This window comes from Bdellovibrio sp. HM001 (assembly GCF_055397275.1).
The window spans coordinates 3292344-3314000 of the sequence record NZ_AP029174.1; the positions used below are offsets into that span (position 1 = coordinate 3292344).

The window sequence follows — 21657 nt, forward strand, 5'->3', positions numbered from 1 at the left end:
AGCTCGACGAAGTTCCTGTGAACAAAAAAAGGAGGATATCTGTCCTCCTTTTTCGAAGCGTATATTCTGTTATTGCTGAATCTAGTAGTGCCAAGGGAACTTGGAGAAGTCCTTCGGACGCTTTTCCACGAAGGAATTACGCCCCTCCACAGCTTCTTCCGTCCCGTAAGCCAGACGAGTCGCCTCGCCCGCAAAGAGCTGCTGACCGACCAAGCCGTCATCAATCATATTGAAACCATACTTCAACATGCGCATCGCCGTCGGACTTTTGGAGTTCATTTCATAAGCCCATTCCAATGCGACCTTTTCCAGATCCTTGTGCGGAACCACCGCATTCACCATGCCCATATCGAAGGCTTCTTGGGCAGAATAGTTGCGTCCCAGGAAGAAGATTTCACGCGCACGCTTTTGCCCCACCATGCGAGCCAGATACGCAGAACCGTAACCACTGTCGAAGCTGGCCACGTCTGGATCTGTTTGTTTGAAGATGGCATGTTCCTGACTGGCGATCGTCATATCGCACACGACATGCAAAGAATGACCACCACCCACAGCCCAACCAGGAACCACGGCCATAACCACTTTAGGCATGAAACGAATCAAGCGCTGAACTTCCAGAATGTGCAAACGCCCCAGACGAGCCAGATCCATTTTTCCTTGCGCTTCTTTTTCTTCGTACTTGTAACCGTCTTTACCACGAATGCGCTGATCACCACCGGAACAGAACGCCCAACCACCATCTTTCGGTGAAGGTCCGTTACCTGTAATCAAAACCACACCCACGTCCGCCGTGATGCGTGCGTGCTCAAGAGCCGTGTAAAGCTCGTCCACCGTTTGCGGGCGGAAGGCATTACGAACTTCAGGACGATTGAAGGCAATACGCACAGTCCCCTGATCTTTAGCGCGGTGATAAGTGATATCTTGGAACTTAAAACCAGGGACTTCTGTCCACCATTCGGGATTGAAAATATCTGAAACCATCATTACCTCTTATATTCTGTCTGTTCTAGACCACAAATAGTGATCTGCCAACACCAGCCATGTCATCGCCTCTAAAACCGGAATCGCCCGGGTCACGATGCACGGATCATGTCGACCTTTCTTAGCCACATCCAGGATAGAACTGGTGGGCTTGAAAGACACGCGCAACAAAATGCTTTCACCGGTGGAAATCCCACCCCGGATGCCCCCATACTGTGAACCTGTGCTGTTTTGATGAAACTCGGTCCCCTTCACCTCGGAGGCCTCAAAGCCCAGACCCAACTCAAAGCCATTGGTTGCGCCGACACTTAGAAAGGCCATAGCCAAATCAGACTTCAGCTTATGAAAAACAGGCTGCCCCAAATAGGCCGGCGGATTCTGTATCAGAATTTCAGCAACACCGCCGTGGCTTTCGCCGTTTTCCTGGGCTTTTTTTAGAAGCTCTCCCACTTCGGCATCTCGGTCCGACGGAAAGCGAGCCTGGAAGGAATCTATGTCTTTGTTCTGAACCTCGGCGCGTTCCGCTGATGTCAGGGTGATCGGACCGATCTGAGAAGCGTAGCCGATCACTTGGGTCGGCGCACTGACATGTTTCAACATCATCTGCGCCACGGCCCCTGCCATCACACGCGACACTGTTTCCCGCCCTGAGGAGCGCCCGCCACCACGGTGATCGCTATGGCCGAACTTCTGCTTCCACATATCATCCGCATGCCCCGCACGCGGAGAAGTCTTGATCACACCGTAGTCCTGAGAACGCGCATCCTGATTGCGCACAATGATTGCCATCGGAGTTCCCAAAGTCTTTCCCTCAAAGACCCCGCTTAACACTTCAGGCAAATCCCCTTCCTGACGACCAGACACAATCTGACCTGAACCGTGATTCCCGGGACGACGACGCTCCAGTTCTTTGCGCAACAAAGCTTCGTCAAATTCAACACCGGCGGGGCACCCATCAATCACCACACCCAGAGCTGTCCCGTGACTTTCACCAAATGTCGTTATCGTAAAGCGAGACCCGAACTGACTTGCACTCATGATTTTTCCTCAAGCTTTCGCCAAAATGCTCTTTGTCCTTGAGCCTGCGCTGTGAACATCACCAAACCAGATTGATAATTAGCCCCACAGCGCTGGGCGTACTCGCGCCCCATTGAATCTTCTTTATAATTTAAATCAAACACCATCGCAGGACTCCAACCGGCCGGAGGCAACTGGGTTTCTGCGGATCTCGGGGCGGCCCAGATCACGATCTTAGGCTTCAGCTCCGCGGAAGCTTCCGAACACGCTCTGGGCTGTCCACTGCGCGATGAAAAATAAGTCGCATGGGGCAGGGCCTTTTCAATCATCTCCAGCACTCCGCCACCGCCCCAGACAAAGATTTCCTTCTGCAAAGGCGCAATCATACCTACGCCCTCGATCAGTTCCATAAAGCCCTGATCATCAGTGGACGTGCCTATCCAACGATGGGCCTTCCGGTCGAGGTATAAGGTATTCACAGCTTTCAGATTTTCATGCTGGCAGCTTTTCGCCGCGTTCTCTTTATGCGGTGATGTCACTGCGGCATGTGAAAGCCCCAGGGCTTGCAAGACCGGGAAAGCCTGATCCCATTCGTCCCGGTAAATCGCCACTGCGAACACCGGCAGATTCATCTTGTAAAAGAAATCAGAATGTTCCATGGGGGTATAGCTGTGCACAACAGGATCCCCCAAAACCGCAGCAAAGGAAGCCGGCCGGTCCGGCGTCATCATCCAAGCCCACAAAGAAGGCTGATCCCCCGCCGTACCATCCCCTTCTCTCCAGAAGTTCAGCAGTTGTCGCCCCTTTTGCAAACGGCGATACCATTCCCAGCGACCTGTGCGCGACCTCGGCAGATAGCTGCGACGAGACTCATCCTGCGCCTGCCACTGATGCCCGACCCAAAGATCCCCAAAACTTTCCACCAAAGGCGCATACTTCAAATGCGCCACTTGGTTGGCAAAAACCTGCCACAAGTCTTTCAACTTTTCTTCATGCAGGGACAGAATCACTTTCGTACCTGGAACGACTGAAAGCAGAACTTCCGGACTCCCGAGCTCAATTGCCCAGTCCACCCAAGACACTTTTTTTAAAAGCTCCAGCAGGGACTGCTCAGCCGGAAGGTTTTCCCGGGCTGTGCGGAACGAATAGATAAAGTTTTCTGAAGACATTTCGGTCAGAGCTTTTTGGATCTGCTCAAAACTTAGCAGATCATCGCGCAATTCAAAAAGATCCACGCCTTTGCGGGCGAAACGGGTCTTAAAAAGATTCCAGCGCTTTTCAGATTTAAAAATGTCCGGCGTCAAAGTCAGAACGCCAGAAATATCCTGCAGGCTGTGAGTCAGAAGGGCTTTTTCAACTGCCATCGCATGATGGCGATTTTCAAAAAGACCCTCTGGCATCAGATACACTTCATCGGCATGGGCCCGATAGTTTTCCTCGCGTACAACCGCTCTTTTTTGGAATTCTTCCAACGGAGACATCTCAGGATTCAGGCGCGGACGATTCAGAAAAATACGTCCATCCAGATCCGTCTGTCTGCGCACCCACAAAACGCGCACGGCTTCAGGGATGACCGTCAGATCAAATCCCGCCCCCACAACCAGGTACATTTCCGTGTGTGGCTTTTGCAGGGTTTCTAAGAATAACTGACGCTCCAGCTCGCGAAAATAGGCCTCTCCATGCTCCATAAAGAGTTCAGGAATGGTTTTGCCGATTTTCTCTTCAATTAAATCATCCAGGTCCACGAACTCAACCGAAGCGTCCCGCAAATAGTTTTGCATACGCTTCATCAACTCGGTTTTTCCCGTTCCGCGGTGCCCAACAACGACAGTGATCATGGTTTGATTCCTATCATGCCCCAGAACTCGGGGAAACTCTTATTGATAGCCTCGGGATGCTCAATCGTGATCTCGTGGCCTTTTAGCTTCATCAAAGTGGCCGCCATCACCATGCGGTGATCTTGATCAGGATTAAAGACAATTCCCTTCTTTAAAACCTGGCCCGGATCTCCGTGAATGATCATGCCGTCTGGCAGAACTTCATGTGCTACACCGAGCTTTTGAAATAGATCCGCCACCTTGGCAATGCGATTGGATTCTTTCGCAGCCAGATGAGGCGCATTGTACAGTTTGGAACTTCCTTGCGCCCAACTGCACAACACCGCCAAAACCGGGAACAAGTCCGGCGACTGGAATAAGTCACAGTCCGTCGCACGCAGTCCCGCCGAGGAGCTGACGCAAAGACTTTGATCCTTGAATTCCCAGGCGATGTTCATTCGTTTAAAAATTTCCAGGAACACGACATCCGGCTGAGAACTTCTGATGGGAAAATTCTCAAGTTTTGCCCCACCGCTCAAAGCCCCGGCCGCCGCCATGGTGAAGGCAGAGCTGAGATCTGATTCCACCCGGTACTCAAGTTTACTGATACGCTGACCGGCCGGGATCAAATACTTATTTCCCTGCACCTGAAATCGCATGCCCAGTTCTTTCAACATCTTTACGGTCAGTTCGAAATAAGATTCAGAAACCTTCTCACCCACCAATTCAAACTCAAGATCAAAATCCAGAAGCCAGGAGTTCAGGATCAACGCCGAAGCATACTGACTGGATTCGGAGGTGTTGACCTTGATGGGTGTGCGTGGACGCTTCCAGCCTTTAGAGGCGATAAATAGTTCACGGCCTTTGACTTGAGTTTGTACGCCCAACTGAGACAGCAGATCGAAAAGTCCCTGCTGTGGTCTTTGCAGCAAGCGCGCCGTCGCCTCCAGCGTGTGCATTCCCGGCACCCGAGACGCTCGAAGTGCCATAAAACGGAAAGTGGTGCCACCCTCACCGCAATCAATACGACTGCGTTCGCGGATTTCCTTCAAGCCCTCACGCATAAAGCGAACATCATCGCATTCAGCGTGACCTTGCAAATCCAACACCGGGAAATAGCTTTTTACAATCAAGGCCCGGTTGAAAATGGATTTGGAACCCGGAATCTCTCCGCGAAAGCGATACTCAGTCATACCATTCATCTTCTTTCTGCCGAACAATTTCCATCAGGATTTCGTCCACGGGAACTTCACGAATCACACATTGTCCCGGCTTTTTTAGAAACACAAAACGCAGATCCGAAGAACTTGTTTTCTTTTTATCACTTAGAAGCTGCCTGCGGAAATCCTTCAGAACTGATTCCTTGCTTTGCAACAAACCATCTCGTACAGGTGACAGCAAGTACCCCATCACCGGCGAAAGCATCAGCTTTTCATAGTCTTTCGGAGTGATGATTTTCTTATGCAGACTAAAACGCAAGGCAAAGTCCAAACCGTAATTGATCGCAATCCCGTGCGGAAGTTCATTGAAAGATTCCAGAACATGCCCCACGGTATGCCCCAGATTCAGAACATGGCGATGGCCTGACCTTTCTTCAGGGTCTTTGGCCACTTCTTTGTACTTGGCTTCGATTGCCCGAGCCAGATACTTCCACAAAGTATCAGCATGAACTTCGTATTCTTGAGAAAGATCTTTCCACAAAGAACCACCCGATATCAGGGCGATCTTCAGCAGCTCTCCGAATCCCTCAAAGGCCCGAGCTTCGGGCTGGGACATCAAAAGGGCCCTGGAAAGTATGATTTTCTGTGCCGGATAGAATGTCCCAATCTGGTTCTTCGCAGAACCCACATTCAGCGCCGTCTTACCGCCGTGAGCGGAGTCAATAGCCGACAGCCAGGTACTGGGCAGGTGAACCAACCCCACACCTCTTTTAAGGATGCTGGCCACAAAGCCGCCAAAGTCACCCACACTGCCTCCACCTGCCACAACCAACGTCAAACGTCGTGCCGACGCCCCTTCACAGAGCTGGACGATTCTGGCGATGTGTTCAGGGAACTGATCAACAGATTTTAAAGACTCTCCGGCCTTTACCGGATAACGCAACGGGAACTGCTTCATCCACTTGCGGAAGGCCGCCGATTTCTTGGGAAGAATCTCATCGTGGATCAGTAAAAGCTCGTCTCCCAGATCTGAAAGACGAGGCAGGTCCTTAATAAAGAGCAATGAGCTTTTTTTCATTATTTTTCTTCAGACAAGTGGGCTTTGGCTTTGCCATAGGACTCAGAGATTGCATCCCACGCCTTGCTCATACCAGCTTTCATTTCACCCCAGGCTTTGCCAGAGCTCTTCTTCAGCTTCGCCAAGTCCTTTTTCATTTCCTCTTGTTTCTTCTCCAAAGCCTTGATCTGGTCATTCATTTCCGCCTTGGCTTCACCGGTTTTCTTGGCGGCTTCCGCCTTCATTTCAGCGATTTCTTTTTTCATGGAATTGAGTTTTGTTTCCATGTCTTTTTGGAACTCTTCTTTTTGTTCTTTGGAATATTCAGCCGCCGCAGATGCAGCTTCCGCTGTTTTCTGCTTCACTTCTTCCGCCGAAGTGGCCAGGGCATGAGACGACAATGAGATAAGAGCAAGAACCAGAACAAGACTGCGCATAAAGATCTCCTTAAAAGATGGAGACCAGTTTACAACGCGGGCTTATTTCACATCAACAATATTGAGCTGACCTTGCTCCGCAGTGACATCCACGGCCTTTTGGGTCTTCAGACTGGACTCGAGTTTTTTCAGTAACTCGGCAAATTGCGGATTGCTTTTGGGAAGATAGTAAGAACCCTGGTGCTTGCTCAACAGCACTTTGACACCATCCTTATCGCTGCGCAGTTTTCTAACCACGTCCGCCACCTTGACGGTTTCAACGCTGGCAATAATTCGAATCGCCGGCCCAGCCTCGGACCTTTCTGTGTGAGAGACCACCAACCCCAGAGACACCATTGCCACCGCCAGAAGCCATCTCATGATACTCTCCTTCAGATTAAAGGTTCTTCTATAATCTTAACCAAGGCACCACCGCATAGCTAGAGCTTTTGCACCTTTGAATCGGTGGAATGACATTTAATTCCTTTGGAAGGTTACCAAAGAAGACCTACACGTACCAGGATGAGAGCATCGGTTTTTGCAATTGAACCTAGGAAGGCTTCGTCAAATCCCAGTCAATTTCACCAAGTCCCTTGGATCTCAGATAGGCATTGGTTTTAGAGAAGGGCTTGGTCCCAAAGAATCCTCGATGCGCTGACAGCGGAGAGGGATGCACAGATTCCAAGACCAGATGCTTCTTACGGTCCACAAAGGACGCTTTTTTCTGCGCGTAAGAACCCCACAAAATAAATACCAGATTTTCTTTTTCGTCGTTCAGCACATGGATGATCTTATCCGTGAACTCTTCCCAGCCTTTACCCTGGTGAGCCGCCGCTTTGCCATCTTCCACAGTCAGTACCGCATTTAGCAGAAGCACACCCTGCTCAGCCCACTTGGTCAGCGAACCGGTTTGAGGGATGGGGAGCCCCAGATCACTGTGCAGCTCTTTGTAGATATTCTGAAGAGATGGAGGAAAACGAACCCCCTCACGCACTGAGAAGCAAAGGCCATGCGCCTGCCCTGGACCATGATAAGGATCTTGCCCGACGATGACGACCTTCACCTTGTCAAAAGGAGTCAGATTCAAAGCTGCAAAGTATTCATCCCCCCGCGGGTAGATGGTCTTGCCGGCTTTGTACTCAGAAGCCAAAAAACTTTTGAGCCTCTTCATGCGGTCTGTTTCGAATTCCAGATGAAGATGCTGCTTCCAAGATGAGTCTAATTTTATTTCGGATTTAATATTTTCCATGATCTCAATCTGACACAAGCCTATGGTCCAGGTTCGGGATTCTAATGCAAACCTATTCGATTTCAAATTATTTTTTGAATGCCAACCTTCTTGACCAGACAAAATTCGACCCCATTGTTACACTATAACTACGAGGAAAAGGAGGCCGCCTATGACGACCCTTCTCAACCCCACCATTGAGCTTATTGAACAAAATCCTGAGGTTAAGTCCTTTATCTACCAGCAGATCGCGGAGTTCGAGCACTTTGTGACTCCACAAACAGTGGTCGCTGTCGTAGCCCGGGACCCAAGAAAACTGGCGCTCCAGTATGAAACAGAAGGTCGCGAGTTTACCAAGGAAGGATTAAAGAAGCTGTACCGCATTGCGATCGTTCTGAACGAAAGCGGCGCGAAGGCCGAGGCTGAAGGCGTTCACGAGGACATCTTTGAAGCAATTCGCATGGCTAAACACAACCTGATGCAAAAGCTGATCGCGATCCAGGACTCTGTGGTCAGTCAACAAGACAGAATCGTCGAAATCAATCATTACTTGCAACATCCGGTTCTTCATTAAGATAATGGGGCTTCTGCAAGGAGGCCCTGATGTTCAATCCTAACATGCCTTATCGCAGCGTTGGCCGTTGCGGCTTAAAAATCGGCGCCTATTCATTGGGCGGCTGGACTACATTTGGTGGCACCGTCAAAGACTTCACTTCTGTGCGCAGCATTCTGCGTGTGGCTTTTGAGGCCGGGATCAATTTTTTCGACATCGCTGACATCTACGCCAAAGGCGAATCCGAGCGCATCATGGGTGGAGCCCTGAAAGACTTCCCTCGCCATGAACTTGTCATTTCCTCAAAAGTTTTTTGGCCGATGAGCGAAGACATCAACGACAAAGGTCTTTCCCGCAAACATATTTTGGAATCCGTGAACAAATCCCTGCAACGTATCGGCACCGATTATCTGGACATCTACTTCTGCCATCGTTATGACCCTGAAACTCCCGTCGAAGAAACTGTGCGCATCATGGACGACTTGATTCATCACGGAAAAATTTTATATTGGGGAACAAGCGAATGGACCGCCGAACAGATTCAGGAAGCCATGGATGTGTGCGATAAAGGCGGCTATTACAAGCCGCAAGTCGAACAACCTCAGTACAATCTTTTGGTGCGCGACAAGTTTGAAACCAATGTGCAGCCCAAAGCGCAGCAACACGGAATGGGTTTAGTGACGTGGTCTCCACTGGCATCAGGAATGCTGACAGGGAAATACGACAAAGGCGTCACTGAAGGTCGCCTGTCACGCATCGACTGGTTGAAAGACACGTTCTACACAGAAAAAAACTGCCAGCGCGTATGGGAACTAAAAAAGATCGCTGACCAGCTAGAGTGCAGTCGCACCCAACTAGCCCTGGCCTGGACGGCCGCGCAAAACGGCGTCAGCAGTGTGATTCTGGGGGCCACCAGCATCGAACAACTGCAAGAAAATCTCGGCGCTCTGAAAGTCGAAATCACTCCTGAGATCGACAAGGATATCAAAAAGATTTTCTCTTACTAAAAGTCTGTCCCGCGACCGTCCTACATTTGTATCGAATACGATGAAACACTCACCTGTTCAAATCTGACAGTGATCCTGGCGGATTTGAATAATATTATTATTCACCTATTAAGTAAACCAACACGACTCCGATAGATGCCCCCGAGTTTACGGCAAAAATACAACTCTGGTTGATTCCGCCGTATTCAATAAAAAAAAGTCATATATAAGGGGCTTCGGTATGTTTGCAAAGTTGAGTTTAAGGGCGAAATTGTTAACAGGGTTTGTGGGGATCTCATTGCTGCTCCTGGTGGTCGGCGGAATCGGCTGGTGGTCCAACAGCAACGTTGTTTCCATCTATAGCGTGATCACAAACCAGAACCTGCCAAATGTACAAGCTCTGGGACGCATTCGCTATCGCGCGCAAGAAGTCAACCGCACCATGCTGCGCGCAGTGATGGCAAAAAACCCCAATGAATACGCTATGTACGAAAAACAGTTCGAAGAGTCTTTACAGATTTATAGCGACTTCACAAAAAAATATCTGGAAACTCCTTTTCTTCCTGGCGAAGAAGCCTTGTTCAATAAAGTCGATGACGTCTGGAAAAAGTACGTGTCAGCCGGAGAACGCGTGTTAAAGCTTGCCGCACATGAAGATCAAAGCGCCCTGGCCCAGAAAGTTTTGGACGAGGAAGTGCGCGATCTTCGCAATGAGCATGTCGCAAGCCTTGATGCACTACTGAAGTTCCACGAGGAAGAGGTCCGCAAATCAAAAGCTTCTGCCGAAGCCACGTCTCGACGCGGGGAAATTCTGGTCATCCTGACTATCTCTATCGGCTTTATCTTTGCTTCTGTGCTAGGCTTCCTGTTCGCCAACTCTTTGGCAGGCACTTTGGGACGCATCAGTGGTGACATTTCGGGTGCTGCAGAACAGACATCTTCAGCCGGAACACAATTGTCTGCAGCCAGCCAGCAGCTGTCTTCAGGTTCATCAGAAGCCGCAGCTTCTCTTGAGGAAACAGTCGCATCTTTGGAAGAGCTTTCCAGCATGGTAAAACTGAATGCCGATCATGCCAAAGAGGCCAATGCTCTTTCAGCGAAATCACGTGATTCCGCCGAAGAAGGCGAACGCGAGATCAATAAACTTATCGGCGCCATGGAAGACATTGCCAGCGGATCTAAAAAAATCGAGGAAATCATCACAGTCATCGATGATATCGCTTTCCAAACGAACTTGCTGGCCTTAAATGCGGCGGTAGAAGCCGCGCGCGCTGGTGAACAAGGAAAAGGTTTTGCCGTAGTCGCTGAAGCCGTCAGAAACCTGGCACAACGAAGCGCTGCTGCTGCCAAGGACATCAATTCTTTGATCAAAGAGAATGTATCAAAGAGTGAAAACGGTGCACGCGTGGCAAGTCAAAGTGGTACGGTTCTGCATGACATCGTAATGTCCGTGAAAAAAGTGGCCGATCTAAACAGCGAGATCTCCGTCGCCAGCCAGGAACAATCCACAGGGCTTGAACAGATTTCTAAAGCGATGAATCAGTTGGACCAGGCCACCCAAGGCAATGCGGCGTCATCTGAAGAAGTCGCAGCATCCTCTGAAGAAATGTCATCTCAAGCCGTATTGCTGGCAGATCTTGTGACTGACCTAAGAGTCCTGATAAATGGAGTCGGCGCGACCAAGTCTCGTGAAGCTTCCCGACCAGTAAAAAAATCCCAGCCGCCGGTCAAGGCGGCCTTCAAGCCAACGCTGGCGAAGCATCCTAAGAAGGAAGCAGAAGATATCCTGCCTCTTGAGGATTCAAAAGAACGTAAAATCGGAAATGTTTCCGGTTTCTAAACAAGCCGCACACTAAAAGTTGTCGGGATTTTGGAGCTGCCAAAGTCCCGACAGCCTCAATAGCCACGGTGCCCAACCTCTATTCGGTCCCGTATTTTTTTCACCCACATCCCGAAGGCCGTTTATATAGCAGATCTGGGGTCATTTTAACTGGCATACAAGCTGCAATTCCCTGTCGCAAATTCTGCAACAAAAATAACACGAATCGCCCCGATACAGTGTGGGGGCTTTTCTTCGGAGTCCTCTCAATGAAACATCTATTAGTTATCACCTTAGCACTTGTTCCCGCCTCATCCTGGGCGCATGAATGCGAAAAGTTCCTGTCTTCAGGATGGCATTCTGACAAGGGGTATGCCTGCACGGTCGGCGCAGAGGTGCTTCAAGACCGCAAACTGCACCGCCTTGAAGTGTGCATTGGGAATGTTCCCTATCTGGATGGCCAGCGCTATGCTCATGCGGAGCTCAAGTGGATTCCACTTTCTCAATATAACAACCCTTTCAACATAGACGCCGGAATCAACGACAAGTTCTTTGAGACCTTTTATACGGGCTTGGCCTTCGCGGGTCAGGAGCTGCAAGAGGATTCCAAGAGCTTAAAAATGCAATCTTTCTTCGAAGGCTCTTCCCTGACCTATGATCCCGACATTCGTTCCCAATTGGAACTAGACAAACGCACTCTGAAAGCCCGCCTTGTGGTTCAGTCTCGTGAAGCCGCATTGGTTTTCCAGAACAAATGGGAAACTCGATGGGACCTTCAACTTCAGTGCGAAAAGATCCGCTAATTCCTTCCACAAATGGGGTCGTCCCGACCTCATTTGCGACAATTCTTCTGTTTAAAATCACCATTGCGCCGCGCAAATTTGTTTGTAAACGGTTAGTTTTCATTAACTTCTTGCAAGGCGCAGATCTTTTGGAAATAACTTCACTGTGATTTTCCCCGTATATGTTGCGAATAGGGCGCAGCGTTTCTACCAGGCACCTCAAATGCCTGACTATGGAGGTTTTAGTGAAGGCCACTTTGATTTCTCTTCTGGTTCTCGTTACGACACTATGCGGACAGTTGGTATTTGCAGCTCCCGCTTCCAATGAAGTTCCTTATTACGGCGAACAATTCTATCGCGATCTGGGCTCTGGAATCTCTAACGATGATCTAAAAAAGAATATCAATTTTGTTCTTCGCAGTTTCCACCTTCGTGTCAATGGCAGCTACGATCAGATTGTGAACGGCTGCAACGGTCAAAACTGCTATCAGCATGTTTCCCTGGGTTATGATGGCGCCCGCACCTTCCTTCTGGGCAGCTTCTACCTGATTGACCAAGGCAGCGGCGACTATGCCATCAAAGATGTTTACTGTGACAAGATCAGAACTTCAGATGATTTCCGCGGCGGCAACGCTCCTCACCCCGGCACGATTCCAGACGGCAACGTTGTCAACACCGAGCACACCTGGCCACAAAGCCGTTTCTCTGGCCGCCACAACAAAAACATGCAAAAAGCCGACATGCACCACTTGTACCCTACGGACAATGAAATGAACTCCATCCGCGGCAACAATCCATTTGGCGAGGTTGTACAGGATCGAAAGACATTGAAATGCAAAGTCTCCCGCTTCGGCCGAGGGGCTTCCGGCAGTGGGGATGTGTTCGAACCACCGGCAAATCACCGCGGCAACGTGGCTCGTGCCTTGTTCTACTTCTCAGTCCGCTATGACCTTCCAATTGATTCCCGTCAGGAATCCACACTTCGCAAATGGTCCAAAGAAGATCCGATTGATGAAGAAGAGTTAAATCGTAATGATGAGATTCACAAAATGCAGGGAAACAGAAATCCATTCATCGATTTCCCTGGCCTGGAAGATTCAATCAGCGATTTCTAGTGCTCAAGCGCTACCGGTAAAAAGCTAGTTGGAGAGGAGACGTTTGATGTCTCCTCTTTTTTTTTGCCGTTTTCCAGCATCACCAAAGAGCCGATAATATCCTGAAGCTGCTCAAAAGGTGCCAGATTCGGCGGCAGATTCTCTTTTAACTCCATCGTCAACACAGGAGTCTGTCTTTCAACCCACATGTAGCGCCCCAGACTGCCAGGGTAATTCCCCAAAGACTTCCATGGCAGATAATCAAACTTCGGTGGTGGGGACACTTTTGGTCCATCAAAATCAAGCACCTTCAAAGGTGTGTGCACAGAAACGATAAAGTCGGGCTGGAAATCCTCAAGGTGCTTCAGTGCACACTTTGTTTCAGGCTCACTGCCCCCTTGGTTGCCCGGGAAACGACGCGGGTTGGAGTTCGTGGACCGACGCCATGCCGTCAAAGCCCCCGCATCCCAATCTTTTGTTGGGAAGTTGCGATTGATATCGATCTTATTGGCGTTGTAGCGGGTTTTATATTTCACGCCATCAGGATTCAGCATGGGAATCACACGCCAAGAGTTGCGCGGATCTATCCCTTCAAGTCGTTCCATCCAATAACGGCCCACAGTGCCGGCCGGAGTTTCATCCCCGTGGATCAGACTGATGACCAGAACCTTCTTGGCTCCAGTTGCAGATGACATTTTGTCATAGTGATAGATGGGGCGCCCTTCGGCGCTAACACACTGGGAATCAATTTGTACTTTGTCACAAGCTTGCTTAAGGAGTTTGTCATCCCACGCACCAGGAAACTTTTTAAGCTCGTTCATACACTCTTGTTGAAGATTGGGGAACTCGACGGCTTTTGCCCCCAATGACATCAACGTAATCGCGCTCAAGATAAATGCTTTCATAGGCCTCTTCACCACTTAGCTATTATCTCTGGGTCTTTTGATTCTCTCAAGATGAGAAAGTGCCTTTTTTTGAATCAAGGTGAGAATCCTTACAAATTGACTAAAGTCTTGCAGGCTTTCGTCCGTAAAAGAAAGGGTGTGACCATTAGGACTCAGCGTGGAGGCAGTATGATGAATAAGGGCAGTTTTAGTTTCGTAGCGATGCTGGTAATAAATCCCGTAGTGATACTTTTCTATCAGAATTGCTCGATGGCCCCGATCAGCCACGCCAAAAACACCACAACTATTCCAGTGATCACCCGCCAAGTGGCTTCCGAGTCACAACCCGTGGTGGCTGACATCAAGCCCACCTGTAACGACGAGAAAAAAGAATGCCCACGTAACGAATAAGTATTCGTTACGTGCATATTCGAATTCTTTATATGCCTTTTACTCATCATAGAACCTTTGTTAGAACTGTACGTTAAGAAGTAACAGTTCATAACAAGGAGGCTTCTATGAACAACACTCTCGGACTCATTCTCGCCCTTTTCGCTTTTGTGGCTTCTCCTGCCCATGCTTTTCTTGCCCCTCAGGATAAGGCTCAGATCCTTAAAACTTTGAATGAAGAAAACCTGAACCCAGGGGTTCATTTTCAGGACATCCGCTGTTCTTTGCGCAACCGCACTTGCCTTGTGAAGATGGAAATCCAGCAGCAGCGCAAAACAGGCTGCATGATTGAACGCATGACTGATGCCAGCGACCTTTATACGGAACACAGAGATCCGCAGGGGCACTCTCGCATGGCCCTGTCCCCTTACGCAGAGCAAACCTTGGCGGCTTGTTTGGCCGCCCAGCTTTAATAAAGCTGGACTTGCCGTCCCTTCGTCCGCCTCCTAGCCTTTAAGGCTGCAGGAGGTCCCATGCTTAAGTACGTCAGCAGCGCGTTGTTTATTTGCCTTTTCTCTCTGTCTTCAGCTCATGCCACCGATAAAATCAAAATGTATTTCAATAACGAAGAGCTTTCCAAGGTGATCGAGATTTACTCGAAAGCCACTGGCCAGAAGTTCGTTTTGGATCCTGGCGTGCGCGGGAAGATTTCGATCTTCAATCAAGAACCTGTCGAGCTGACCGAGGCCTTCAATCAATTGTCCCTGGCCCTTTCCACCAACGGCTTTGCCATTTCCAAACAGGCCGACGTGATGGTGGTGAAATCTGCACGCAGCATTCAGCGTGACCTGATTGATGTGACGACAGAGGTTCCATCAGTGACACCACAAAGAATGGTGGCGTGGGTCGTTAAACTGAAAAATATTTCTGTCGAGGACGTGATGCGCGAAGTGCGTGTTCTGCCATCTAGGGACGGCGAGATGAATAGCGTTTCTGCCACCAACCAGATCATCTTCACGGATTGGAGCAGCAACATCGTCCGCATCGCAGAAATTCTGAAAACTCTGGATAAGCCTGTCGATTCGGCGACCAAGAAGTTGATCGACACAGCCCGCAAGGATCGCCATGCCGCTCGTCGCCACAGCGTTCGCGAGGCTCACGGGCCTGCGGAACCACCTCCCGCATCCCCTAAAGGCCAATAAAAGCCTTTCTGGGCGCGAAAAGGACGAAGGACTGGCCCTTGGGCTGGTCCTTTCTTTTTTTGAAAATAGCCTATTGACTTACATATAATTTACACTGTAAGTTCGTATGTAAGTTATGACGATGAAAACGCCCCTCCCCCCACTGACGCCGAAAGAAAAATCCGTTCTCGAGTTTATCGAGGCGCACATCCTAAGCTCAGGAGTTTCACCGTCGTATCAAGAAATCAAGGATCACTTCGGTCTGGCTTCGTTCAACTCTGTTCAGAACTATCTGAAGCAGCTGACGAATAAGGGATACATTTCCAATCCCCAGAACTTGAAGCGAGCCATTCAGGTGCTTCACTCTGCTTCGGCAGTACAAGAGCATCTGCAATCGAAATCAGTCTCGACGAAGACAGGATCTCCTCGCACTCAGCTCCTCCAGGCTCGTGATGAGGTCCTGTCACTTCCCCTTCTCGGGAAAGTGGCGGCGGGTCAACCTATCGAAGCCATCAAACACGACGAGTTCGTGGACGTCCCCCCTTCCATGGTCAGAAATCCTTCCAAGTCCTTTGCACTGAAGGTGCAGGGTGATTCCATGATTGAAGACGGGATCTTTGATGAAGACATCATCCTGATTCAGAAACAAGATTCTGCCAACAACGGCGATATCATCGTGGCGACTGTAGATAACGAAGCCACCGTGAAGCGCTTTTATCTGCGTCCCCGCCCGGAAACTGGGGCCGCAGATAAAATGGTGGAGCTACGTCCGTCCAACTCCTCAATGAAATCCATGTGGTACTCCCCGGACGAAGTCTCTATCCGCGGTATCGTCGTGGGTCTAATCCGTAGGTTCTAATATCTGATCTTGTGCCACAACTCGTGGCACCCCCCTTGCTCTTTAGGTCCTCCGAGTAATCCAAATGGGATATACGCGGTCCGGACCAAGAATTCCGGCTCATTTTCTTAAATCAAGTTCTGGATTCTTGGATTTGGGACGGAATAAGGGGTAGTAATATGAAAACAACAATCAAACTTTTGGGCGTTCTGGCAGCAATGATGGCACTTTCTGCATGCGCTGGGGGCAGCGGTGGCGCCGAGGTTCACACAGTGCCCACTCAGAATGTGAGCATGGATTCAGCTGGCAACTGCAGCTTGGATTTTGTTTCTAGGTATAATGATATTGTCCTCGAGGCCAGCCTCCTGAACATGAAAGTTGCCTCTCGCAGTTCTGAGTCCGAAATCATCTCACAAATTCGCGTGGTTCATAACGCCTGCGAACAATTCCTCGCCAAACACAGCAATGTCTCATGCAAAGCTAAACTGGATTACAAGGAAACGACCATTGAAAGTACAAAGGTCAAAGCAGATTGTGACAAAGTGAAATCCGCTCTAAAAGAATTCGATCGCGGCTAAGTACAGATACTGAGCTGCCCCCTGCGGCAGCTCCTTTAATCAATTCCACTTTTGTGATAACCTTCGTTCATGCATCAATCCAACAGAATCAGCTATGCCAATAAAGCCAAATTTTATTCAGAACTTCTTTCCGAGGCGCAGGGTCTTCGTGAAAATGAATGGTTTGTGAATCTTGCAAATTTCGCTGCGCTGTTGAATCAGCATTTGCCCGACATCAACTGGGTCGGATTCTATTTGTATCACAACAACGAATTACTGCTGAGCTCGTTCCAGGGACTTCCCGCCTGCACCCGCATTGCAATCGGCAAAGGTGTCTGCGGGACTGCGGCGAAGACATTACAAACTCAACTTGTCGCCGATGTGGATCAGTTCCCGGGGCATATCGTGTGTGACAGCGCTTCACGCTCTGAAATTGTGATCCCCCTGATTCATGAAGGGCGGCTTCTGGGAGTATTAGACATCGACTCTCCAATCCTGAATCGCTTCGACCTTGAAGATCAAAAAGGACTGGAGCAGTTTGCAGAGATCCTGATCAAGGGCAGCCAGTGGCCTTCGACTTTTGCCTGAAGATCCGGCGAACCCCGCCTTTAACGCAAATTCACCTTTGCTAAATACCGGAAATAAAAAAACCGCCCTTGAACAGGCGGTTTTTAAGTTCACTCACTAAGATGCAAAAGAAGAACTAGTACCAATCGCTGGGACGCTCTTCGATTGGAGACAATCCAGAGCCTTCAACATAGAGAACCACACTGTTGGACTGCAAAGAGGGATGGAACACCTGAACTGTGCAAGAGCTCCAGTCCGCACCCGGAGTCCAAGCCACTTTCACTTCATAATCTTGTGTAAATGTCTTCGTTGCAGAATCAAACGAGCTGTTCAAAAGGATCACGCGCTGAACATCACAAGTGAATCCATCTTGTTCAGAAGTCACCGCAGCTTTTGGATCGATCAAATTCAAAGCTTGGTTTTTAACAACCACGCGCAAGGAAACAATGCCATCCTGGCTGGAAGCGCCCACAGCCTCAACCGCCACGGTGCGACCATTTTTAACGTCTACGTATTTATCACTCCAGGCATGAGCAGAAGATGTGACCAACAATGCCGCCACAACAGAAAGAACTTTCATCGTTTAACTCCTTATTAATGACTTTTGAATGAGGCACTTATAGCACACCCCACCCTCACCACCAACGCAATGAGTTAACTCATGGTAAATTTACAGGTATTTCTTTACCAAAGATGAAGACCGGTCAAAAAGGCTCAGCCACAGAAGAAGGAGCCCTTCTCCTCAGTCGGCCCAAATCACTGAACAAACTTGAAAGGTTGATCAAAATAGCCCAGGCGCAAGGCGGAGGCGGCTCCCGCAGCGCGCAGGCGTGCTCCAAGCACGTCGAAGCGAGGACAGCCACCGACAACGCAGTCGAAGGGGCTATTTTCATCGACCGCCCCCAAAAAACAAAGGGGATGCTGCACACTCGTGCCCATCCCCTTTTCCCCTCGAGAAATTCTAAAACTATTATATCGCTGCTAATGCAGAAACTAGCGAGCGTAGCGCTTATTCATGGATTCGCGAATCTCAGCACCTTCGATGCTTAGACGAGTCCAAGGAATTGCCAGAAGTCTTTCCGGCTCGATAGGCTCTTCGGTTTCTTCACAGTAACCGAAAGTACCGCCCTCAATGCGAGCTAGAGCGCTTTCAACTTCCATCAACTGCCCACGCATTCTTTCATGCATGCTGAGGAATTCTTGTTCCGCCAGTACACGAACGGTTTGATCCCCTTCGTCCCCGCCTTTTTCCTCATTCTGATCCAAGTTCAAACGAGCTTCTTTCACTCTGTTGAGGATATCTTGCTTCGTTTGCAAAAGTCTGTGTCTGCATTCGCTGACAAGCTTTTCAGAGATAGCCATATTGCCCCCTCGAGTTCCTTCCAGCTTAAGTGCCAATTTGGAACTGACCTATTAAGTTCTACACCTGTAAAATTTGCAAGTAAAAAATCTTACATTAACTTAAAATTAAATAAAGCGTTGTAAACCCTAACGATTCCCTGACTGTGGCCATGGAAGCGCCATAGCGGACGACCGCAGTTTTTCATTCTTAAGTCATCTTCTTACAATTATAACCTGAAGCTTGATTACATCCAGCCTCATAATTGCAACGCGTTATATTCTAGCCTTAGGCTTAAAGAAAAGAAAAGAGCAGGCCCCTGAAGAGCCCCCATTTTCTCAAACTGATTCAGAAAAACTGCGCATCGACACAGGCGGGACCGCCGAAAATCAAAAGAAAAGGCGACCTACTTCAATTCGGTCGCCTTCGAGTTCAGAATGGACTCTCCCCCGAGAAGCCCATCCCACAGGATGTATTTATAAAATAACGTCTTAATTACTTAAGACAGGAAGCCACTCGAGCCAACAAATCCCCCGTGGCGTTGTTGAGCTGAGCAGCCATTTTTTTCCCCTGAACACCGCGCTTGCGGAAGGCTTGGGCGGAATCATCCATATCCTGAGAAACTGACTTGACGGTCGCCCCCTGCGCCGATTTCACAGATACAGAATATTCTTCCATCGAAGATGCGAAAGTTTCGTGATTGCTCACAAGACTTGCCATGATCTGCTGTTGCGCCTTTTGCATGGCTTTCAGTTCCGCTTTCAGCTCAGCACACTGACTTGCAGCCATAGAGTTGGAAGCAAAAAGAAGAACTGCAAAGAAGGAAGCAATCGTTTTCATGTCAGAGCCTTTCGTGTCGATGACTCTGACCTAAAGCAATGAGTTTGCCAGCTGAGATCGGCTTATATTCGATCTCAGGTGACATTTTAGGCTAGGACTTTAGAAATTTTTCAAACTCGTTCTTGGTTTCGCCAGCTGTGTAGGGCAAAAGCAGACGGGCCACGTGGCGTTTACCACGCTCGATACTGCGCTTTCCGGGCTGTTTTTCTGCGGATTCAAAGAACTGCAGGAAGGTGGTCGCCATCGCCAACAGGGATTCAGCGATGTACTGCATTTCAGAGACTTCGGCGATCTTGATCATTTTGCCGTCCTTCACCCATTGGCGGTAAAGGATGACCATCAGCTTCATCATTTTCTGGATATGGTTGCGCCACATCTTCGCCAGCTGCTGATCCTTACGGCGAAGGGCGTACATTTCCCGATGGAAGAAGCGATAGCGCCAGTACAGATCAAAGTTGTCGCTGATGAAGGCCAACGGCGTGTATTTCTTGGTACGGCTGGGGCGCCAAACATCGTAGGTCTCTTTCGCCATTCTCTTAAACAGCTCAATCAGGATCTCTTCTTTGTTGTCATAGTGAAAATAGAGGTTGCCTGGGCTGATATCCATGGCCTTGGCGATGTGATTGGTCGTGATCGCCACCACACCGCTGCGATTGAAGAGTTCAATGGAGGTAACGAGAATGCGTTCTTTGGTCTTCATGTATATTAGTCTTTAGTCCAAGTCCCCTCGAGAGTCACGCAAGAATGCCCCGAAAAGCGCACCAGAATGGCATTTCCCGCGCCTTCTTCTGAGAATGCTCTTGAAAGCGTTAAAAAATTGGTGCTACCATAAAACAATGTTATCTAAAAACAAATCTAAGTTACTAAAACTGCTCGTTTTTTCTGGAGCCAGCCTGATAGGCCTTTACTCTCTTCTGGGTTTCACGTCCTCTGCCGACAGTCAGGAAGCTCAAGCTCATCAGAAGATCCAATCCCAACTTGAACAGCGCACTCAGCTTGCCAAAGCTCTTGGTGAAAAGATTCGTGCAAACGACCTTCCAGAGTCTCTTAAACTCCCTTGGAATGGCGACAACCAGGCCGTCAAAATCAGCTACACGATTGATGAATCTCTTCAGCGCGAAGCGGATCGCCTTTTAAAAGCCTACAAACCCGATTACGGCGCCATCTTTATGATCGACGCCATGACGGGCGAGGTTCTGGCAATGTCCAGCTATCAGCGCGACGATGCTCATGCTCCGAATCTGAATCTGCAAGCCACTTTCCCGGCGGCTTCCGTATTTAAAGTTGTGACCGCCACCGCGGCCGTGGATAAGGCTGGCGTCAGCCCGGAACACAAGATCCGCTACAATGGCGGCGCTTACACACTTTACAAGAAAAACGTTCTTTCTGACAAAGTGACCCGCTGGACCAATGTGATCACCTTGAAAGACGCATTCGCTCGCTCTATTAACACCGCATTTGGTCGCTTGAGCATCGAGAATCTTCACCCCGAAGATCTGAACGAATACGCCAACCGCTTCATGTTCAATCAGGAAATCCCCGCAGACTTCCCGGTTGAGATGGGTGTGGCCTACGTTCCTCCTGGCAAGGGTTTTGAAATGGCTGAAGTGGCTTCCGGCTATAATAAAACCAACCGCATGAGCCCGGTTCAGGGTGCGATGATCGCCGCCTCTGTCGCTAACGATGGTCAGGTCGTGGTTCCTTATCTGGTTCGCACCATGACGGATGAAAAAGGTCAACCGCTGTACGAAGGCGCAACTTTGAACAACGGTCACATCATGACAAAAGAGTCCGCAGCAAAAGTTCGTGAACTGATGGAGCGCACTGTGATCGCGGGAACTTCCCGTCGTTCCTTCCGCCCCATCACCAAAGACCGCAAATTCCGTGAAATTGAAATGGGTGGCAAGACGGGACACCTTACCGGTGACAATCCTCGTGGCCGCACGGACTGGTTTGTCGGCTACGCCTTGGATGACGAACGCAAGATCGCTGTGGCCGCCATCACCGTGAACAAAAAGTTCTGGACGGTCAAGTCAGCGCACCTGGGACAATCCATGTTCCGCAAATACTTCGGCCCGGTGGTTTCAAACCAATCCAAAGGCGGCCGCGTCGTTTCTCGCTAGTTTTCACCAACGCCAGAAAAACAAAAAG

The 21657-nt window shown here is 49.4% G+C and carries 26 protein-coding genes and 1 riboswitch; of the genes, 12 read left to right on the top strand and 14 right to left on the bottom strand.

The genetic code is table 11. The features are described 5' to 3' along the window. Positions 1–81 precede the first annotated feature (81 nt). The 8 genes from ACZ5ZZ_RS15455 to ung all read right to left on the bottom strand — a co-directional run bounded on the left by ACZ5ZZ_RS15455 (position 82) and on the right by ung (position 7697). The gene (locus tag ACZ5ZZ_RS15455; protein ID WP_464135220.1) at positions 82–981 is read right to left on the bottom strand and encodes a 1,4-dihydroxy-2-naphthoyl-CoA synthase; all 900 of its coding nucleotides are present in this window, start codon (positions 979–981) and stop codon (positions 82–84) included. Between the two features lie 9 nt (positions 982–990). Then, positions 991–2019: a chorismate synthase gene (gene aroC / locus ACZ5ZZ_RS15460; RefSeq protein ID WP_464140170.1), complete on the bottom strand. Its 1029-nt coding sequence runs from the start codon at positions 2017–2019 to the stop codon at positions 991–993. Next, positions 2016–3836 (bottom strand): shikimate kinase, encoded by a 1821-nt coding sequence (locus ACZ5ZZ_RS15465; RefSeq protein WP_464140172.1) that lies wholly within the window; start codon positions 3834–3836, stop codon positions 2016–2018. The genes aroC and ACZ5ZZ_RS15465 overlap by 4 nt, the downstream gene beginning before the upstream one ends. Then, positions 3833–5008 (bottom strand): 3-phosphoshikimate 1-carboxyvinyltransferase, encoded by a 1176-nt coding sequence (locus ACZ5ZZ_RS15470; protein WP_464140174.1) that lies wholly within the window; start codon positions 5006–5008, stop codon positions 3833–3835. The genes ACZ5ZZ_RS15465 and ACZ5ZZ_RS15470 overlap by 4 nt, the downstream gene beginning before the upstream one ends. After that, positions 5001–6053 (bottom strand): 3-dehydroquinate synthase family protein, encoded by a 1053-nt coding sequence (locus ACZ5ZZ_RS15475; RefSeq protein ID WP_464140176.1) that lies wholly within the window; start codon positions 6051–6053, stop codon positions 5001–5003. Before ACZ5ZZ_RS15475 ends, ACZ5ZZ_RS15470 begins: the two co-directional genes overlap by 8 nt. Beyond that, positions 6053–6469, bottom strand: coding sequence for a sll1863 family stress response protein (locus ACZ5ZZ_RS15480; protein WP_464132184.1), 417 nt, complete (start codon positions 6467–6469; stop codon positions 6053–6055). The genes ACZ5ZZ_RS15475 and ACZ5ZZ_RS15480 overlap by 1 nt, the downstream gene beginning before the upstream one ends. 42 nt (positions 6470–6511) lie before the next feature. Further along, positions 6512–6829, bottom strand: coding sequence for a hypothetical protein (locus ACZ5ZZ_RS15485; RefSeq protein ID WP_464132186.1), 318 nt, complete (start codon positions 6827–6829; stop codon positions 6512–6514). 169 nt (positions 6830–6998) lie between these two features. Then, on the bottom strand, positions 6999–7697 hold the full coding sequence (ung, locus tag ACZ5ZZ_RS15490) for a uracil-DNA glycosylase (RefSeq protein ID WP_464132188.1): 699 nt from the start codon (positions 7695–7697) through the stop codon (positions 6999–7001). Positions 7698–7848: 151 nt separating this feature from the next. Here ung and ACZ5ZZ_RS15495 point away from each other — a divergent pair, with 151 nt between their 5' ends. From ACZ5ZZ_RS15495 to ACZ5ZZ_RS15515, 5 genes are all read left to right on the top strand, one after another. Further along, positions 7849–8250 (top strand): hypothetical protein, encoded by a 402-nt coding sequence (locus tag ACZ5ZZ_RS15495; RefSeq protein WP_464132190.1) that lies wholly within the window; start codon positions 7849–7851, stop codon positions 8248–8250. A gap of 29 nt (positions 8251–8279) precedes the next feature. After that, positions 8280–9236 (top strand): aldo/keto reductase family protein, encoded by a 957-nt coding sequence (locus ACZ5ZZ_RS15500; protein ID WP_464132191.1) that lies wholly within the window; start codon positions 8280–8282, stop codon positions 9234–9236. Between the two features lie 220 nt (positions 9237–9456). Further along, on the top strand, positions 9457–11055 hold the full coding sequence (locus tag ACZ5ZZ_RS15505) for a HAMP domain-containing methyl-accepting chemotaxis protein (protein WP_464140178.1): 1599 nt from the start codon (positions 9457–9459) through the stop codon (positions 11053–11055). A 248-nt stretch (positions 11056–11303) separates the two neighbouring features. After that, positions 11304–11837, top strand: a complete 534-nt coding sequence (locus ACZ5ZZ_RS15510) for a hypothetical protein (RefSeq protein ID WP_464140180.1) — start codon at positions 11304–11306, stop codon at positions 11835–11837. Between the two features lie 135 nt (positions 11838–11972). After that, a riboswitch (purine riboswitch) is annotated at positions 11973–12070 on the top strand. Then, on the top strand, positions 12062–12931 hold the full coding sequence (locus tag ACZ5ZZ_RS15515; RefSeq protein ID WP_464132195.1) for an endonuclease I family protein: 870 nt from the start codon (positions 12062–12064) through the stop codon (positions 12929–12931). It overlaps the preceding riboswitch by 9 nt. Here the strand turns inward: ACZ5ZZ_RS15515 and ACZ5ZZ_RS15520 are convergent. After that, positions 12928–13815 carry a M14 family zinc carboxypeptidase gene (locus ACZ5ZZ_RS15520; protein WP_464132197.1) on the bottom strand — a complete coding sequence of 296 codons (888 nt, stop codon included), beginning with the start codon at positions 13813–13815 and terminating at the stop codon, positions 12928–12930. The two genes, ACZ5ZZ_RS15515 and ACZ5ZZ_RS15520, sit on opposite strands and share 4 nt — an antisense overlap. 51 nt (positions 13816–13866) lie before the next feature. On the opposite strand from ACZ5ZZ_RS15520, the gene ACZ5ZZ_RS15525 reads away from it, so the two are divergent. The 6 genes from ACZ5ZZ_RS15525 (at position 13867) to ACZ5ZZ_RS15550 (ending at position 17348) form a co-directional block, all read left to right on the top strand. After that, positions 13867–14205: a hypothetical protein gene (locus ACZ5ZZ_RS15525; RefSeq protein ID WP_464140182.1), complete on the top strand. Its 339-nt coding sequence runs from the start codon at positions 13867–13869 to the stop codon at positions 14203–14205. 107 nt (positions 14206–14312) lie between these two features. Further along, positions 14313–14657 (top strand): hypothetical protein, encoded by a 345-nt coding sequence (locus tag ACZ5ZZ_RS15530; protein WP_464140184.1) that lies wholly within the window; start codon positions 14313–14315, stop codon positions 14655–14657. Between the two features lie 60 nt (positions 14658–14717). Beyond that, positions 14718–15386 carry a hypothetical protein gene (locus ACZ5ZZ_RS15535; RefSeq protein WP_464140186.1) on the top strand — a complete coding sequence of 223 codons (669 nt, stop codon included), beginning with the start codon at positions 14718–14720 and terminating at the stop codon, positions 15384–15386. 121 nt (positions 15387–15507) lie between these two features. Then, positions 15508–16224: a transcriptional repressor LexA gene (lexA, locus tag ACZ5ZZ_RS15540; protein WP_464132202.1), complete on the top strand. Its 717-nt coding sequence runs from the start codon at positions 15508–15510 to the stop codon at positions 16222–16224. Between the two features lie 158 nt (positions 16225–16382). Further along, positions 16383–16781 carry a hypothetical protein gene (locus ACZ5ZZ_RS15545; RefSeq protein WP_464140188.1) on the top strand — a complete coding sequence of 133 codons (399 nt, stop codon included), beginning with the start codon at positions 16383–16385 and terminating at the stop codon, positions 16779–16781. Positions 16782–16850: 69 nt separating this feature from the next. Beyond that, complete coding sequence (locus ACZ5ZZ_RS15550; RefSeq protein WP_464140190.1) at positions 16851–17348, top strand: GAF domain-containing protein; 498 nt, start codon at positions 16851–16853, stop codon at positions 17346–17348. 115 nt (positions 17349–17463) lie between these two features. Here the strand turns inward: ACZ5ZZ_RS15550 and ACZ5ZZ_RS15555 are convergent, their stop codons facing one another. From ACZ5ZZ_RS15555 to ACZ5ZZ_RS15575, 5 genes are all read right to left on the bottom strand, one after another. Then, positions 17464–17907, bottom strand: coding sequence for a hypothetical protein (locus ACZ5ZZ_RS15555; RefSeq protein ID WP_464140192.1), 444 nt, complete (start codon positions 17905–17907; stop codon positions 17464–17466). A 176-nt stretch (positions 17908–18083) separates the two neighbouring features. Next, positions 18084–18266, bottom strand: a complete 183-nt coding sequence (locus ACZ5ZZ_RS15560) for a hypothetical protein (protein ID WP_464140194.1) — start codon at positions 18264–18266, stop codon at positions 18084–18086. Positions 18267–18320: 54 nt separating this feature from the next. Then, positions 18321–18689 carry a TraR/DksA family transcriptional regulator gene (locus tag ACZ5ZZ_RS15565; protein WP_262552809.1) on the bottom strand — a complete coding sequence of 123 codons (369 nt, stop codon included), beginning with the start codon at positions 18687–18689 and terminating at the stop codon, positions 18321–18323. A gap of 472 nt (positions 18690–19161) precedes the next feature. Further along, positions 19162–19506, bottom strand: a complete 345-nt coding sequence (locus ACZ5ZZ_RS15570) for a hypothetical protein (protein ID WP_464118655.1) — start codon at positions 19504–19506, stop codon at positions 19162–19164. A gap of 91 nt (positions 19507–19597) precedes the next feature. Then, a complete protein-coding gene (locus tag ACZ5ZZ_RS15575) occupies positions 19598–20206 on the bottom strand; it encodes a TetR/AcrR family transcriptional regulator (protein ID WP_464118656.1) in 609 nt (202 codons plus the stop codon). 136 nt (positions 20207–20342) lie between these two features. Here ACZ5ZZ_RS15575 and ACZ5ZZ_RS15580 point away from each other — a divergent pair, with 136 nt between their 5' ends. Further along, positions 20343–21629, top strand: a complete 1287-nt coding sequence (locus ACZ5ZZ_RS15580; RefSeq protein WP_464140196.1) for a penicillin-binding transpeptidase domain-containing protein — start codon at positions 20343–20345, stop codon at positions 21627–21629. Positions 21630–21657 lie beyond the last annotated feature (28 nt).